Below are 15,866 nucleotides of genomic sequence, written 5' to 3'. Positions count from 1 at the left end.
ATCCGTTTCAGTGGCCGCGATCGCGGCCGCTGCTCACTTCTTCAGGTACCGCTTCTTTCGACATGCGCTTGCGGAATAGCGCCGCCCGGGCCAGTAGCAGTGTCGTTACCGGTACGGTGATCGACAGCAGGATTGGGATCAGCCAGGCGTGCAGCACCGGACCCTCCTTGAGCCAGGAAAAGTAGATGATCGACGCCAGTGCCACGCACCAGGCACCGATGGTCGAAGCCAGCGCCGGTGGGTGCATGCGCTGGAAGTAGTCTTTCAGACGCAGCAGGCCAATGGCGCCAATCAGCGCGAACAGGCTACCGATCAACAGCAGCGCGGCAGTGACCAGCTCCAGCCAGAATGGCAGCTCAAGGGTTTCGGTCATTCGATCACCTCACCACGCAACAGGAACTTGGCCAGGGCGAACGAACCGACAAAGCCGAACAATGCAATCAGCAGTGCACCCTCGAAGTAGGTGTCACTGGCATAGCGGATCCCCAGCACCAGCATCGTCAGCATGGCCAGGATGTACAGATAGTCCAGCGCCAGCACCCGGTCCTGGGCGGAGGGGCCGCGAAACAGCCGGATCAACGTCAGGCCCATGGCCAAGGCGAAGATGAACAGGCTGGCGAGGACTGCGTTGGCAAGCAGGCCTGTCATTCGAAGATCTCCATCAATGGGCGTTCGTAGGTGTGCTTGAAGTGCTCGATGAACGCCGCTTCGTCGTCCAGCTCGAACACATGCAGCAGCAGTACGCTGCGGTCCAGGGCCAGCTCTGACCACACGGTGCCGGGCACCACGGTGGTGATCATCGACAGTGCCGCGAGGCCATGGGCGTCGCGCAGGTCCAGTGGAATGTGCACGAAGGCCGAACGTGGCGGGCGATGCCCGGCACGCAGTACGCCGATGGCCACCAGCAAGTTGGAATGGATGACATCGACGCCAACCCGGCCAATCAACTTTGCCACAACCCACGGTTTGCTCACATGTGCGTATTGCGGGCGCAGCGGAGCCATCAGCAGCGGGGCCAGCACGCCCAGTGCTGCGCCCAGCAACAGGTTGCCGGGGCTGAGCGACAGGTTCAACAGCAGCCATAGTACGAACAAGGCGGCAGACAGCAACGGCGTGGGGAACAGTCGGCTCATGGCTGCACCTGTGCGTCGGGTGTGGTCGGGCCAGGGATGGGGCGGGCTGCCATCACGGCCTCGATGTAAGCGTCCGGTGCCTGCAGGCTGGCTGCGGTGTCCTGGGTGTAGCGCAGCAGCGGTTCAGCCCTGAAACTGAGGATGATGCACAGGCCGAGCAAGATCACGATGGGCAGGCATTCGTAGCGGCGCAGCAGCGGTGAGGGGCGCTCTTCGGGCTTCCAGAAGCGCTGGATACCGACCCGACCGAAGGCGATCAGTGAGGCCATGCCCGAAAGGATCAGCAACGCCACCAGCACCCAACCTGCCGCCGACAGTGGCTGCTCGGCTGGCATGCCCAGCCCCTGGGGATTGAACAGCGCGCTGATGAGGTTGAGCTTGCTGACGAACCCCGACAGTGGCGGCATGCCGATGATCAGCAGGGCGCAGGCGATGAAGCTCAAGCCGAGGAACGCCATGGTCCAGGGAATGATCTGGCCGATCACGACCTTCTGGTCATCGTCGAGGTTGATGCCCTTGGGTGGGTGCAGCGACTCGAGGGGGGAGGGCATGGCGTCTTCTTCGTCATCTAGAGGCGCTTCGTTGGCAGAGCGCGAGCGTTCGATCAGTTCGGCGAGCAGGAACAGCGCGCACAGCGCCAGGCTCGAGTTGATCAGGTAGAACAATGCCGCGCCTGTGAGCGCTGGCTGGGCGAAACCGACTGCGCCGAGCAAGGTGCCGGCGGAAACCAGGATGCTCAGCGCAGCCATGCGCTCCAGGCGTTGCGCTGCGAGTATCGACACCGCCGCCACGGCCAGGGTCACCAAGCCCCCGTAGACCAGCCATTGCCCGCCGAAATGTGCCGACGCACCGGCTTGCCCGGAAAACAGCAAGGTCCACAGGCGCAGTACGGCGTACAGGCCGACCTTGGTCATGATGGCGAACAGCGCGGCGACGGGCGCACTGGCCGATGAGTAGGCAGGTACCAGCCAGAAATTCAGCGGCCAGATGCCGGCCTTGACCAGGAAGGCCATGGCCAGGATCGCTGCGCCAGCATGCAGCAGGCCTCGGTCGGCCTCTGGTATCAGCGGGATCTTCAGCGCCAGGTCGGCCATGTTGAGGGTGCCGGTCACGCCATACAGCATCGCCGCGCCAATCAGGAACAGCGACGAGGCGAACAGGTTGATGGCGATGTAATGCAGCCCGGCACGCACCCGTGCGCGGCCCGAGCCATGCAGCAGCAGGCCGTAGGAGGCAGCCAGCAACACTTCGAAGAACACGAACAGGTTGAATAGGTCGGCGGTGAGGAAGGCGCCATACAGGCCCATCAGCTGGATCTGGAACAACGCATGGAAGCTGGCGCCGGCGCCATCCCAGCGGGCGCGGGCGAACAGCAGGGCGCTGATGCCGATGACACCGGTCAGGGTCAGCAACAGGGCTGAAAGGTGATCCACCACCAGCACGATGCCAAAGGGTGCCGGCCAGTTGCCAGGCAGATAGACCCCGATCGATTCCGCCTGCCCCTGGTTGCGTACCCACAGCAGCAAGCAGATCGCAATGGCCAGCCCGGTGAAGGTGGACAGCAAGTTCAGGCGCGCCTTGACCTGGCGATGTTTTTCGCCCAGCAGCAGCATCACTGCCGCGGTCAGCAGCGGTAGCAAGATGGGGGCGACGATCAGTTGACTCATGCCACTCATTCGTCACGCTCCCGGCCGTCCACATGGTCGGTGCCGGTCAGGCCGCGCGATGCCAGCAGGACCACCAAAAACAGCGCGGTCATGGCAAAGCTGATGACGATGGCCGTAAGCACCAGCGCTTGCGGCAGAGGATCGGTGTAGTGCAGCAGGTCCTGGGTCACACCGTCCTTGATGATCGGCTCCTTGCCGATGAACAGGCTGCCCATGCTGAAGATGAACAGGTTGACCCCATACGACAGCAGGCACAGGCCCATGATCACCTGGTAGGTCCGTGGGCGCAGGATCAACCACACCCCCGAGGCGGCCAGTACACCGATGGCGACTGCTATGACTTCTTCCATCAGGCGGCTCCTGCTTGGCTGGACTTCGACGGGTTGCCCGGGCGGTAGGCACGCACCGACTGGTGCGCCAGGGCGGTGAGGATCAGCAGGGTCGAGCCGACCACCACGGTGTACACGCCGATGTCGAAGAACAGCGCGCTGGCCACATGTACGTCGCCGAGCAGTGGCAGGTGCAGGTGAGCGGTGTGGGTGGTGAGGAACGGGTAGCCGAGCAGCATGGCGCCGACCCCGGTCAAGGTCGCGCAGAGCAGCCCGGTGCCCATCCAGCGCAGTGGACGCAGGCTCATCTGCGCTTCGACCCACTGGGTGCCGGCCACCATGTACTGGAGGATGAACGCCACCGACATCACCAGGCCGGCGACGAAACCGCCGCCCGGCTGGTTGTGGCCGCGCATGAACAGGTACATCGATACCAGCAAGGCGATTGGCAGCAGCAGGCGCACCAGCACGGCAGGCACCATCATGAAGCCCAAGGCGGTGTCGGTGGCATGCCGTGGGTTGATCAGGTCGGTGACCACGTCGGGCGCCAGCTGGCGCTGCTGGGCCGGCAACTGCATGCTCTCCTTCGGCGGGCGGAAGCGGCGCAGCAGGGCGAACACGGTCAGCGCCACGGCCACTAGCACGGTAATCTCGCCGAGGGTGTCGAAGCCACGGAAGTCCACCAGCATCACGTTAACCACGTTGGTGCCTCCGCCTTGCGGCAGGGCGCGGCTGAGGTAGAACGACGAGATATCGTTGGGCGTCGGCCGGGTCAGCATGGCGTACGACAGCACCGCCATGCCGCCGCCGACCAGCACCGCCAACAGCAGGTCGCGCAAGCGCCGGGCACGGGCGCGGTCGAGGCTGCCGGGCAGCGGCGAGACGCCTTCGATACGCCGTGGCAGCCAGCGCAGTCCGAGCAGGATCAACACCGTGGTGACCACCTCGACCACCAGCTGGGTCAGGGCCAGGTCCGGGGCGGAGAACCAGACGAACGTGATACAGGTCATCAGGCCGCACACGCTGACCATGATCAAGGCTGCCAAGCGGTGGTACTTGGCCTGGTAGGCGGCGCCGATGGCGCACGCGATTGCGATCAGCCATAGCGCGACGAACACGCCGGAACCTGGGATCTTCGGCCGGTCGCCCCAGCTCAGGCCGCTGTACAGCATCGGGGTGAGGCCGGCGATGAAGGCGGCCAGCACCAGCATGAACAACTGCGACTGCAGGCGCCGGCTGGTCAGCAACCGCTCGACGCGCCGCGCCAGCAGCATCAGCCGGACCTGACCGGTTTCGAACAAGCGCTTGCCATTGAATCGCTCGATCAGCGGCGGATAAGGGAAGCGACCACGGCGCAGCTGCTTGCGCAGCGCCAGATAGAGCACGATACCGCCGCTCATGGCCACCAGGCTCATGATCAGCGGGGCGTTCCAGCCATGCCAGATGGCCAGACTGTATTCCGGCAGCGTGCCACCCACCACCGGCAGCGCAGCGGCAGCCAGCAGCGGGCCGACCGACTGCGCCGGGAAGATGCCGACCACCAGGCAGGTCAGCACCAGCAGTTCGACCGGTGCGCGCATCCACCGCGGTGGCTCGTGCGGCGTATGCGGCAGGTCCTCGGCCTTGGGCCCGAAGAACACATCGACGGTGAAGCGCAGGGCGTAGGCGACGCTGAAGGTCCCGGCGAGGGTGGCGATCACCGGCAGTGTGGCCTCGACCCAGGCCGTGGAACTGATGAACACGGTTTCGGCAAAGAACATTTCTTTGGACAGGAAGCCGTTCATCAACGGCACGCCGGCCATCGAGGCGCTGGCCACCATGGCCAGGGTCGCGGTGTAGGGCACCATGCGTATCAGGCCGCTCAGGCGGCGGATGTCACGGGTGCCGCTTTCATGGTCGATGATGCCGGCGGCCATGAACAACGAGGCCTTGAAGGTGGCGTGGTTGAGAATGTGGAACACGGCGGCGACTGCAGCCAGCGGGCTGTTGAGGCCCAGCAGCAAAGTGATCAGGCCAAGATGACTGATGGTCGAGTAGGCCAGCAGGCCCTTGAGGTCGTTCTGGAACATGGCGGCGAAGGCGCCCAGCAACAGGGTGATGGCACCCGCGCCGCCGACGATCCAGAACCACTCGTCACTCCCGGACAGCACCGGCCATAAACGAGCGAGCAGGAAGACGCCGGCCTTGACCATGGTTGCGGAGTGCAGGTAGGCGGAAACCGGTGTGGGTGCTGCCATGGCATGGGGCAGCCAGAACTGGAAAGGGAATTGCGCGCTCTTGCTCAGTGCGCCGATCAGGATCAGGGGTAGCAGCACGGGGTACAGCGCGTGCTGGCGGATGATGTCGCCGGCAGCCAGGACCTTGTCCAGGTCATAGCTGCCGACCACATGGCCGAGCAGCAGGGCCCCGACCAGCAGGCAAAGGCCACCGGCGCCCGTGACCATCAGGGCCATGTAGGCGCCGCGGCGAGCGTCGGCGCGGTGGTGCCAATAACCGATCAGCAGGAACGAGAACAGGCTGGTCAGCTCCCAGAAGAACACCAGCTGGATCAGGTTGCCGGAGATCACCAGGCCGAGCATGGCACCCATGAATGCCAGGAAGAACGCGAAGAAACGGGGCACCGGGTCCTGCGGCGACATGTAGTAGCGCGCATACAGCGACACCAGGGTGCCGATGCCCAGCACCAGCAATGAGAACAGCCAGGCGAAACCGTCCATGCGCAGGACGAGGTTCAGGCCCAGGCTGGGCAGCCAGAGGAGTTCTTCGCGGATCACCCCGCCGTCGGCAATCTGGGGGTACAGCAGTGCTACCTGGACAGTGCCGACCAGGGCCACGAGCCCGGCAAGGATGGACTCGGCGTTACGTGCGTTGTGCGGCAGCGCAGCTGCCAGGCAACTGCCCACGAACGGCAGAAGCAGTAGCACTATCAAAGACATAGCGTTCTATTCTGGAAAGGTATGCAAGGATCATACGTGTCGGGCCGTTGATCACCAACACGCAAGCTGTCGCAGAATCCTACAAAAGCGCTGTGACAAGCTGTTTTTTTATAACAGTTTTTTACAGAGCATAGACGCTGCCGGGCACTTTACAGGCCGGCTTCAGTTTCGTGAGGGGCTGGCGCTTCGAGCGTTTCGTTGGTTTGGTTGTTGCGCCGGATCTTCAGCTCGCTGACGACCACGGCGATGACGATCAGCAGGCCGCCGATCAGCGCGATACCGGGCAGGCGTTCACCAGCAATACGCCCGACGATGCCGGCCCATACCGGCTCGCCCGCGTAGATCAGCGTGGCACGGGTCGGTGAAACCGATTTCTGCGCCCAGTTCATGGCGACCTGGATCACTGCACTCATGGCACCCAGGCCCAGCGCACTGAGCAACAGCAACCAGGAAAAATCGGGCAGACGCTCCTGGGTCGGAACGATCATCAGGAATGCCAGCAGCGAAGCGGTCGCCAACTGCACGACGGTGACCCGGCGCACATCGACCTGGCCGGCGAAGCGGCTGATCAGGATGATCTCGGCGGCGATGGCCACGGCACTCACCAGGGTCACCACTTCACCTTCGCTGAAATGCAACGCACCGCCTTCGGGGCCGGCGAGCAACATCAGCCCGACGAATGCCAGGCAGATGCCGATGCTGGGCATCAGCCCGGGACGGCGACCCAGCACCAGCCATTGCAGCAGCGGCACGAACGGAACATAGAGTGCGGTGATGAATGCCGACTGACTGCTGCTGATGGTTTGCAGGCCCATGGTCTGCAGGCCATAGCCCAACATGATGGATACACCGATCAGCACGCCGGCCTTCAGTTCGGTGAAGGTCAGGCCGGACAAGGCACGCGCCGAGGCCAGGCCGACGAACAGCGCCGCTGCGGCAAAGCGCAGGCCGACAAAGAACATCGGGCCGCTGACGGTCATGACGTTGTGTACCAGCAGAAAGGTACCGCCCCACAACATGGTGATGAACACCAGTACCATTTCTGCCTTGCTCAGGCGAAAAGAGACTGCGGGCTGTGAGTTGCTGGACGGTTGGCTCATGGGCTTGCGCACTCGGAGGGGGCGGCGCACAATCGCCGCAAAGTGGGCAGTATACTGCGCAATCCATCCAAGTGAGCAATATAGTGCACAAAGAGTCCGCGCACCGTGCATCGGTGCTGCAGCATGTCAGCCTTAATGTCCGCAGCCTGCGCAACGCGGCCGGGATGAGTCAGAGTGCCCTGGCCGAACGTTCCGGGGTCAGCCGGCGGATGCTGGTGGCGATCGAGGCGGGTGAGAAGAATGTCAGCCTGACCACCCTCGACTTGATTGCCGAAGCCCTCGGGGTCGCCTTCAGCACGTTGATTCAAGCCCCGGATCAACGCGACCCCAGCCGCATCGACGAGCTGGCCTGGACCGGCGAGCACCCGCAGAGCAAGGCCGTGCTGCTGGCCAGCAGCAGCGCCCGGCGTGAAGTTGAAATCTGGGAGTGGACCCTCGCGCCTGGGGAGTGCTACACCAGCGAAGCCGATGCCGAGGGCTGGCGTGAGCAGATCTACGTCGCCGAAGGCCAATTGACGCTGGTCATCGAAGGCGCCGAGCACTGCCTGCAGGCCGGACAGTTCCATGTGTTCCCCAGCAACTGTCGCTATGCCTACCGCAATGATGGAGCAGTGCCCGTGCGCTTCGTGCGTAATGTGGTGATCTGACAGCTTTCAGGGTCAGCCCTTGATCAGCTCATCGGTCTTCACCACCTTGGCATAAGCAAACGCCAGCGCGGCCATGGCCGAGTCGTGCACCTGGGCGGCCGGTATCTGTTTGCCATCGAACTCCAGCGGCAAGGTGGCGCAGGCATCGTGGGCCACGGTGACGTCGTAGCCAAAGTCGGCAGCTGCACGGGAGGCGGCGTCGATGCACATGTGGCTCATGCTGCCGACGATGGTCACGGCCTTGACCTGATGCTGGTCCAGCGTCTGCTTCAGGTCGGTCCCCAGAAATGCGTTGACCTTGTGCTTGAGCACCACAGGTTCGCCCGCTGCTGGCGTGACCTTCGAGTGAATGGCCGAGCCCTGGGTGCCTGGGGCGAAGAATGGCGCATCGGCGGTTTCGAACTCATGCCGCACGTGAACCACAAGATCGCCCTTCTGGCGGGCCGCGGCCAGCAGGCGCGCGGCGTTGTCCGCGGCCTGGTCGGCCCCGTCGAGGGTCCATTTGCCGCCGGGGAAGTAGTCGTTCTGGATGTCGATGATGATCAGGGCCTGCTTGCTCATGCTGCCTCCTGTGGCAGTAGTCGTTGGATGACGATAGTTATAGGCTGTGGGCACCGACTTGAGGATTGGCGCGATCGACACAATGACGGCAAAAACTGACAGCAGCGGCCGCCTCGAGATCGGCCTGCTGCATTACCCGGGCGCGCAGCGCGCGGCGATTCATGGCCTGAGCGACCTGTTCAGCGTGGCCAACCGGGTGGCCGTCGAACTGGGGGCGGTCGAATTACCATGGGTACGTGTCAGCCACTGGCAAGTCGATGAGACGGGGCAACTACGGCTTCTTGAGGATAGCCCTGGCACGACGGGGCAGCCGTTGCGTGTGCTGATCATTCCGCCGAGCCTTGAGTCGACGCCTGCGTCTGACCTGCTCGAGCGTCATCGGCAGCCGCTGTGCCAGTGGCATAGCCAGGGCACAGTGCTGGCTTCGGTGTGCATCGGCGTGTTCTTCATCGCCGCCAGCGGCCTGCTCGATGGCCGGGCGGCCAGTACCCACTGGAATTACGCGCAGACCCTCGCCGAGCATTACCCCAAGGTTCATGTGGAGGCCAATCAGCCGCTGCTGGATGACGGTGACATCATGACGTCAGCCGGCCTGATGGCCTGGACCGAACTGGGGCTGCGCCTGCTGGAGCGCTATCTTGGCGGCTCCGTGGCCTGGGAAACGGCGCGCTACATGTCCGTTGAGCCGGCCACCAGGCCGTTGCCGGGGGCGTTGTTCAGTCCGCGCCTGGAGCATGGTGATCAGGCGGTGCTGAGGGTGCAGCACTGGTTGCAGTCAGGCGGTGCGCAACAAGCCGACCTCGCCGGCATGGCCGCCTGTGCCGGGCTTGAAGAACGCACATTCCTCAGGCGCTTCCGTGCGGCCACCGGGTTGAAACCCACCGAATACTGCCAGCAGGTCAGGGTGGGGCGGGCCTGCCGGATGCTGGAGTTCACCCGGCGTACGGTGGAGCAGATTGCCTGGGGTGTGGGGTATCAGGACCCAGGGGCGTTCCGCAAGGTGTTCCAGCGCATCACCGGGCTGACACCAAGCGAATACCGGCAGCGCCTCAACTTGCCCGGTTCAGGGTAGGTGCGGCCCCGGCCCTGCGTCAGCCAGATGGTCCTGGCGGTTGCGCAGCGGGCACTCCTTCAGCGACATGCAACCGCAGCCGATGCAGCCATCGAGTTGGTCGCGCAGCCTGACCATTTCGTCGATTCTGCGGTTCAGGTCCTCTCGCCAGCGCGCCGAAAGCCGCCGCCAGTCTTCGGCAGTCGGCGTGTGATCGTTGGGCAACTCAGCCAGGGCAGAAGCGATCTCGGCCAGGGGTATGCCCAGGCGCTGGGCCATCTTGATCACGGCAACCCGACGCAGCATGGCCCGCGGGTAGCGGCGCTGGTTGCCAGTATTGCGGGTGCTCTGGATCAATCCTTTGGTTTCATAGAAATGCAGCGCGGTCACTGCCACACCGCTGCGCGCTGCCAATTGGCCGACACTGAGCAGCTTTTCGGTGGTGGCTGAAGTTGTGCTCGACATGGAAAAATCGCTTGACCTTGAGTTAAGTGGAGGTTTTACCCTGCTGGCCAATCCGTAGCAAGCGCCGCAGCAAGGAGACCTGCCATGACGGCCACGCCGCAATCCCTGTGGTTTACCCAGATGATCGAGTATGAAGTGCCTGCGTCGCGTCAGGCTTCGCTGGCGCAGGCCTTGGTCACGCGCAGTGAGGCGTTGGCTGCGCGTTGCCAAGGCTTGCAAAGTGTCAGCATCCAGGCCAGCGACGATGGCAGCCGCGTCTTGCAGTACCTGCAATGGCAATCTCGCGTGGCCTGGGTGGAGGCGGCGCAGTGCTTTGCCGACGAGCCATTCTTCGATCTGCTCAGTCGCCATCAGGCCAAAGGTATCAACTTTGCTGCGTACCAGGCATTGCGCAGCCTGGTACGTGGGGCTGATGGTGGCCTGCACTGCCAGGTCGGTGACCCTCAGGCATACCAGGGGGCGTAGTGCGGATAGCGGTCCAGGCGTGCGCCGACCACCATTTCACTGATCCAGGCGGCCAGGATCGAACTGTAGGCCTTCTGGCTTTCCTCGCTGGATAGCGCATGGTCGGCGCCATCGACCATTCGGTGGGTCAGCGAGTGAGCGCTGACAAATGCCGAGCGGTAGCTCATCAGCGTGGAATGCGGCACGTAGTCATCCTGTTCAGATTCAACCAGCAGCACATCGCCGGCAAACTCGGCACAGGCGGCCAAGGCGCGGTTGTCTCCCGGGCCGAGGACGCGCTGGCGATACGCGTTGAGGCGCTGGCGGTCGAGGGCCTGCTTGGGCATGTTCCATTCGTCGTCCCAGTACATTGCCGGTACCCGCAGGGCCAGCCACTTTACCGGCCGTTGCAAGGTCAGCAGGGTAGCCAGGTAGCCACCGTAGCTGCTGCCGATGATGGCGATGGCACTGCTGTCGACTGCCGGGTGGCTGACCAGTCGGTCGTAAGCGGCCAGCAGGTCCTTGAGGTTCTGTTCGCGGGTGACGGTCAGTCTCTGGCTTTCGGTCTTCTCGTGGCCACGCAGGTCGAAGGTCATGCACACACAGCCCAGACCGGTGATATGCCGGGCGCGCGCCAAGTCGCGCTGCTGGCTGCCGCCCCAGCCGTGAACGAAGAGAATGCCGGGCATCTTGCTGCCGGGGCTGACCAGGGTGCCGACGATGCTGTCATCTTCGACGTGCAGTTCCACGGTTTCACTCTGAATGCTCATGCTGGCGAATCCGCGCGTATTTGCTGAGTTGTCCGAGTTCACTGTCGTTTCCTTGATAGAAGAGGGTGGCGTCACTGGGCAGGTTGGGGGTACCGAACACTTCATGGGTGGATGCGCAAAGCTGCTGCAGGGCGGGGTCATCGGCGAAGGCCTGCAATGCCAGGAGCTCTGCGCTGCTGGCTCCCCCCATGCGCCAGGATTGTTCCAGCACGCCGCTGCGCAGATGGCCTTGGGCTGTGGTGCCGCGGGCGATGTCGTAGTTGCGCCGCGAGGCGATAAATCCCGGGAAATGTTGTTCGGCGGCCTGCTCGTAGGCCATGGCCTGGTTGATCGCCAGGCGCAGGTGATCCTCAAGAGGCAACTGCAGCAACGCTTGGTAATCACCCCGCACCACGACCAGTTCGGAGCCGCCGTAGACCTCGATCCCTTGATGGTCACGAGTCAACTGCTGAGTGCCGTGATAGCTGCAGGTCACGCCCGCGACGCGGACCTGGCCTACGCTGAACGTCTCGACGTCGCTCAGGTCCTCCTCCAGCACCAGGCCCCACAGGGCCAGGTCCCGATCGTCGATGTTGGCCAGTAGCGGTTCCAGTTCATCTACCTGATTAATGACATGCTGGCCACGGCCGGCACAAGCCAGCACCGGTTTCACGCGTAACGGGCCATCACGGAGTAACAACTGAGCGGCGCGTCGAGCATCGGCCTTGCTGAACACGGTATAGCCGCAAAGGAGGGCGTCACTGGCCTGGCGAGCAAAGGCATCGGTCCAGCCCGGCGGGAATTCGGCATCGGCCGGTATCGGGTGAGAGATGGCCTTGGTGGCCATGTAGGGGTGGCTGACCAAGCCGCCGAACAGGTCTTGCTCGTTGTAGATACCCATCGCGGCATAACGCTCAGGGCCGACCAGGGTTTCGGTAGGTAGGTAATAGTAGTGCGGGTCGTCCTTGGCCGGTACATCGGGCAGCACGGCATCGCAGCCCAGCAGCTGGGCCAGGCGGCCAGCCAGTTTCAGGTGCACGGCATGTTCGTGTTCCGGGGTGTGTTCGCGGGTGTCGAGCAGCACCACGGCGGTCTTCTGGTCGCAGACACTGGGCATGGGGATTTGCCTGTGTGCAATGAATGTACAGTTTGTGAAGCCCGTGCCAACGGTAAGTTCAGCTGGAAGCGACTGATGGTCCCGGCCGGGTTGTAGGAATCGTCTTATATGCAGGTGACATCACGGGCATAGCATGCCGTGAGTCGGTCGTCGCGATTGCGGCTCCGTGGCCGCTGTTCCATTATTCTCATCCTGGAACAACCCCGATGTGTCCGCAGGAGTGCGCATGAACGTTCAGACCACCATTCAGCAAAGTGTGCCGGAGCGCTTGGCGCGCGTGCGCGAAGTCATGGCCCGTGAGGCCGTCGATGCCCTGCTGGTGCCTTCGGCCGACCCGCATCTTTCCGAATACTTGCCGGGTTACTGGCAGGGGCGTCGCTGGCTTTCGGGCTTCGAGGGTTCGGTGGGCACCATGGTGGTGACTGCACATTTTGCCGGCGTGTGGGTCGACAGCCGCTATTGGGAGCAAGCCGAAAAAGAACTGGCTGGTAGCGGTATCACCTTGATGAAGCTGTTGCCGGGCAAGCCGGGCGCGCTGGAATGGCTAGGGGACAATATTCAGGTGGGTGGCGCCGTCTCCGTGGATGGGTCGGTTATGGCGCTGGCTTCAGCGCGCCAGCTCGAAGAGCGGCTCAAGGCTCGCGAGGCACGCCTGGTAACCGATCGGGACTTGCTCGCCGAGGTTTGGGAAGGCCGTCCGGCGCTGCCTGCCAACCCGATCTATCAGCACCTGCCGCCCCACGCCACGGTCAGCCGGGCCGAGAAGCTTCGCCAGCTGCGGGCAACGCTGCAGGAAAAGGGCGCTGATTGGCATTTCATCGCGACCCTGGACGACATCGCCTGGCTGTTCAATCTGCGCGGCAGTGATGTGTCCTACAACCCGGTTTTCGTGGCCTTTGCCTTGATCGGTAAGGACCAGGCGATCCTGTTTGTCGGTGCGGGCAAGCTCGATGAGCATTTGCGCCAGGTACTCAACGCCGACGGCATCGAAGTGCGCGATTACGAGGAGGTTCATCAGGTGCTGTCGGAGCTGGCCCCGCCTAGCCGGCTGCTGGTCGACCCGGCCCGCGTGACCTGCGGTTTGCTGAAGAACCTGGATGCCCAGGTTCAATTGGTCGAAGGGCTGAATCCCACCACGCTGAGCAAATCATGCAAAGGCGAAGAGGAGCTGATGCATGTACGCCAGGTCATGGAGCAGGACGGTGCGGCCTTGTGCGAATTCTTCGCCTGGTTTGAAGCGCATCAGGCCCAGGAGGTCATCACCGAGTTGACGGTGGATGAGCAGTTGAGCGCCGCGCGTGCCCGCCGGCCCGGCTTTGTCTCATTGAGTTTTTCGACCATCGCAGCATTCAACGGCAATGGCGCCATGCCACATTACCGCGCCACCGAAGCATCCCATGCGGTCATCGAAGGGGATGGCCTGCTATTGATCGATTCTGGTGGGCAGTATCTGGGTGGCACCACCGACATCACGCGGATGGTTCCGGTCGGCAATCCGACCCTGGAGCAGAAGCAGGATTGCACGCGCGTGCTCAAGGGCATGATCGCCCTGTCGCGTGCCAGCTTCCCGCGGGGTATTCAGTCACCGTTGCTCGACGCCATCGCGCGGGCGCCGATCTGGGCGGACCAGGTCGACTATGGCCATGGAACCGGGCATGGCGTTGGCTACTTCATGAACGTGCACGAAGGCCCGCAGGTGATCGCCTATCAGGCGGCAACCACACCGCAGACGGCAATGCAGGAAGGCATGATCAGTTCGATTGAGCCGGGTACTTATCGGCCCGGTGCCTGGGGGGTGCGTATCGAGAACCTGGTAGTCAACCGTGGGGCGGGCAAGAGTGCGTTTGGTGACTTCCTGCGCTTCGAAACCCTGACGCTGTGCCCTATCGATACCCGTTGCCTGCTTCCCGAGTTGCTGACCAAGGAAGAGCGGGATTGGTTGAATCAATATCACGCAACGGTGAGTGAGCGACTGGCGCCCCTGCTGCAAGGGGCTTCGCTGGACTGGTTGAAGGCACGCACAGCGCCACTTTGAGCGGGGTTGACAGGTCGGCAAATAGAAGAAGGGCAGCGCGTGGGCTGCCCTTTCTTATTTGCAGATGACAATCATGCTGCGGCTGGTGTAACCGGCGGGGTTGATGCCGAACAGGTAGTCCCCGGGCTCCTCGTCGGTGTCTCCAGAGCGGGCGATCACCTTGTAGCCGCGAGCGGTACAGGAAGCGGCCGCTTTGCTGTAGCACTTGTCCCAAGACGAAGACAGGCCGGAGCAATTGATATGCAGGCCCTTTTTCCCCTTTTTGACCTCAGTCTTGGCCGTTGCGGCGCATCCGGCAATGGCCAAGACGGCCAGGATGATCAAAATACGTTTCATTCCTGTCCTTAAATGCAGGGCTGATCTGCTGTCTGACCCTGTCGTTATCGCTTCGGTTCTTCCTGAATTTTCCTCGGCTTCCGTGTCCGTACAAGTAGATAGCGTAAAGATTATGATTCTGTGACAGCTTAATCAGCGAGGCGAGTGGGGACAATGAATAATCTCGTCTCAAATGAAAAGATTTCTCAGATCAATCTGCGGCAACCGCAGGATTCGCTTCACGGCGCATGGACAGTGTGGCGCCGACCGAGGCCGTGATAATGGCAAGAATTGCCAGCCACTGGGTGGTGCTCAGTACTTCGCCGAGGAATAGCAGGCCTGACAGTGCGCCAATCGCCGGTTCGATACTCATCAGCGTGCCGAAGGTACGGGCTGGCATACGGGTCAGGGCGACCATTTCCAAGCTATAGGGCAAAGCAGTCGAAAGTATGGCGACACCCAGTGCCAGAGGGATCACGGCAGGGGTGAGCAATGCGCTGCCGGCATGCACGATGCCGATGGGCGCGACAAACAAGGCTGCTACCACCACACCGAGGGCGGCGCTCTGGATGCCGTGCTCGGCGCCGGCACGTTGGCCAAACAGAATGTACAGTGCCCAACATACGCCCGCGCCAAGCGCATAAGCTGCACCCGGCACATCAAGCGGCTGGCCGCCATGCCCCACTGGCAGGAGCAGCAACAGGCCGGCAACCGCCAGGGCAATCCATACAAAGTCCAGTGCACGGCGCGAGGCGAACAGCGCCACCGCCAGCGGGCCAGTGAACTCCAAGGCAACGGCGATACCCAGCGGTGTGGTTTGCAGTGACATATAGAAGAGGAAGTTCATGCCGCCCAGCGACATCCCGTAGATGACAACGTTGCGCAGGGTGTTGGCCGTCATGCGCACGCGCCACGGGCGCAGGATCAGCAACATGATGATGCTGGCGAATATCAGGCGCAGTGTGGTGGTGCCTTGAGCGCCAATGATGGGAAACATGCTTTTGGCCAGCGAGGCACCGGACTGGATCGATGCCATGGCAATGAGCAGCAGGCCTATCGGGAAGAGAGTGGCGGCCAGGCTGCGGGGCTGGGTGTTCATTTCGGCGCGGCTATCCTTGGGCGGAGGGGCGGGGTGTGCAATATAGTGCGCAATGGAGGGTGTGAGGTGCAAGGTGCCTTTCATAGGCTTTTATCGATTGTTTAACTTTCATGAAATTAAGGGTTGACGGCGTTTTGAATCCCCTTATAATGCGCCCCACTTCCAGCGACATCGGAACGACAAACTCCTTGAAATTCAACGAGTTAGGTTGTTAAGAA

The 15,866-nt window shown here is 62.8% G+C and carries 17 protein-coding genes; 4 read left to right on the top strand and 13 right to left on the bottom strand.

From position 1 onward, the window contains the following. Positions 1 to 7: 7 nt before the first annotated feature. From APH28_RS22650 to APH28_RS22620, 7 genes are all read right to left on the bottom strand, one after another. Entirely contained in the window at positions 8 to 373 is a 366-nt protein-coding gene (locus APH28_RS22650) for a Na+/H+ antiporter subunit G (RefSeq protein ID WP_060512751.1), read from the bottom strand. Then, the gene (locus tag APH28_RS22645; protein ID WP_021783192.1) at positions 370 to 648 is read right to left on the bottom strand and encodes a K+/H+ antiporter subunit F; all 279 of its coding nucleotides are present in this window, start codon (positions 646 to 648) and stop codon (positions 370 to 372) included. The genes APH28_RS22650 and APH28_RS22645 overlap by 4 nt, the downstream gene beginning before the upstream one ends. After that, complete coding sequence (locus APH28_RS22640; RefSeq protein ID WP_060512750.1) at positions 645 to 1,133, bottom strand: Na+/H+ antiporter subunit E; 489 nt, start codon at positions 1,131 to 1,133, stop codon at positions 645 to 647. Before APH28_RS22640 ends, APH28_RS22645 begins: the two co-directional genes overlap by 4 nt. Continuing rightward, on the bottom strand, positions 1,130 to 2,809 hold the full coding sequence (locus APH28_RS22635; RefSeq protein ID WP_060512749.1) for a monovalent cation/H+ antiporter subunit D: 1,680 nt from the start codon (positions 2,807 to 2,809) through the stop codon (positions 1,130 to 1,132). Before APH28_RS22635 ends, APH28_RS22640 begins: the two co-directional genes overlap by 4 nt. Further along, complete coding sequence (locus APH28_RS22630) at positions 2,806 to 3,150, bottom strand: Na+/H+ antiporter subunit C (RefSeq protein WP_003250128.1); 345 nt, start codon at positions 3,148 to 3,150, stop codon at positions 2,806 to 2,808. Before APH28_RS22630 ends, APH28_RS22635 begins: the two co-directional genes overlap by 4 nt. After that, positions 3,150 to 6,065 carry a monovalent cation/H+ antiporter subunit A gene (locus APH28_RS22625; protein ID WP_060512748.1) on the bottom strand — a complete coding sequence of 972 codons (2,916 nt, stop codon included), beginning with the start codon at positions 6,063 to 6,065 and terminating at the stop codon, positions 3,150 to 3,152. Before APH28_RS22625 ends, APH28_RS22630 begins: the two co-directional genes overlap by 1 nt. A 149-nt stretch (positions 6,066 to 6,214) precedes the next feature. Next, positions 6,215 to 7,165, bottom strand: coding sequence for a DMT family transporter (locus APH28_RS22620; RefSeq protein ID WP_060512747.1), 951 nt, complete (start codon positions 7,163 to 7,165; stop codon positions 6,215 to 6,217). An 83-nt stretch (positions 7,166 to 7,248) separates the two neighbouring features. On the opposite strand from APH28_RS22620, the gene APH28_RS22615 reads away from it, so the two are divergent. Beyond that, positions 7,249 to 7,812 (top strand): helix-turn-helix domain-containing protein, encoded by a 564-nt coding sequence (locus APH28_RS22615; RefSeq protein WP_060512746.1) that lies wholly within the window; start codon positions 7,249 to 7,251, stop codon positions 7,810 to 7,812. A 12-nt stretch (positions 7,813 to 7,824) separates the two neighbouring features. On the opposite strand, the gene APH28_RS22610 is transcribed toward APH28_RS22615, so the two are convergent. Next, positions 7,825 to 8,373 carry a cysteine hydrolase family protein gene (locus tag APH28_RS22610; RefSeq protein ID WP_060512745.1) on the bottom strand — a complete coding sequence of 183 codons (549 nt, stop codon included), beginning with the start codon at positions 8,371 to 8,373 and terminating at the stop codon, positions 7,825 to 7,827. Positions 8,374 to 8,455: 82 nt separating this feature from the next. Here APH28_RS22610 and APH28_RS22605 point away from each other — a divergent pair, with 82 nt between their 5' ends. Next, positions 8,456 to 9,445 carry a GlxA family transcriptional regulator gene (locus tag APH28_RS22605; RefSeq protein ID WP_060512744.1) on the top strand — a complete coding sequence of 330 codons (990 nt, stop codon included), beginning with the start codon at positions 8,456 to 8,458 and terminating at the stop codon, positions 9,443 to 9,445. Here APH28_RS22605 and soxR read toward each other — a convergent pair. Then, positions 9,437 to 9,889: a redox-sensitive transcriptional activator SoxR gene (soxR, locus tag APH28_RS22600; RefSeq protein WP_060512743.1), complete on the bottom strand. Its 453-nt coding sequence runs from the start codon at positions 9,887 to 9,889 to the stop codon at positions 9,437 to 9,439. The two genes, APH28_RS22605 and soxR, sit on opposite strands and share 9 nt — an antisense overlap. Before the next feature lie 84 nt (positions 9,890 to 9,973). Here soxR and APH28_RS22595 point away from each other — a divergent pair, with 84 nt between their 5' ends. Beyond that, a complete protein-coding gene (locus APH28_RS22595) occupies positions 9,974 to 10,354 on the top strand; it encodes an antibiotic biosynthesis monooxygenase (RefSeq protein WP_060512742.1) in 381 nt (126 codons plus the stop codon). On the opposite strand, the gene APH28_RS22590 is transcribed toward APH28_RS22595, so the two are convergent. Both APH28_RS22590 and APH28_RS22585 read right to left on the bottom strand, forming a co-directional pair. Then, positions 10,333 to 11,103, bottom strand: coding sequence for a S9 family peptidase (locus tag APH28_RS22590; RefSeq protein ID WP_060512741.1), 771 nt, complete (start codon positions 11,101 to 11,103; stop codon positions 10,333 to 10,335). The genes APH28_RS22595 and APH28_RS22590 overlap by 22 nt on opposite strands. After that, positions 11,087 to 12,205, bottom strand: a complete 1,119-nt coding sequence (locus tag APH28_RS22585; protein WP_060512740.1) for a DUF3182 family protein — start codon at positions 12,203 to 12,205, stop codon at positions 11,087 to 11,089. The genes APH28_RS22590 and APH28_RS22585 overlap by 17 nt, the downstream gene beginning before the upstream one ends. 220 nt (positions 12,206 to 12,425) lie before the next feature. Between APH28_RS22585 and APH28_RS22580 the strand changes: the two genes are divergently transcribed. After that, entirely contained in the window at positions 12,426 to 14,234 is a 1,809-nt protein-coding gene (locus APH28_RS22580) for an aminopeptidase P family protein (RefSeq protein ID WP_060512739.1), read from the top strand. A 54-nt stretch (positions 14,235 to 14,288) separates the two neighbouring features. Here the strand turns inward: APH28_RS22580 and APH28_RS22575 are convergent, their stop codons facing one another. After that, the gene (locus APH28_RS22575) at positions 14,289 to 14,570 is read right to left on the bottom strand and encodes a hypothetical protein (RefSeq protein ID WP_060512738.1); all 282 of its coding nucleotides are present in this window, start codon (positions 14,568 to 14,570) and stop codon (positions 14,289 to 14,291) included. A gap of 190 nt (positions 14,571 to 14,760) precedes the next feature. Continuing rightward, positions 14,761 to 15,648, bottom strand: coding sequence for a threonine/homoserine exporter RhtA (gene rhtA / locus APH28_RS22570; protein ID WP_060512737.1), 888 nt, complete (start codon positions 15,646 to 15,648; stop codon positions 14,761 to 14,763). Between the last annotated feature and the right edge of the window lie 218 nt (positions 15,649 to 15,866).

Origin of the sequence: Pseudomonas sp. NBRC 111124, from assembly GCF_001320245.1 — a bacterium.
Taxonomy (GTDB): Bacteria; Pseudomonadota; Gammaproteobacteria; order Pseudomonadales; family Pseudomonadaceae; genus Aquipseudomonas.
Note: the sequence above shows the minus strand (reverse complement) of the source record. Positions and strands in the feature narration are given on the sequence as shown.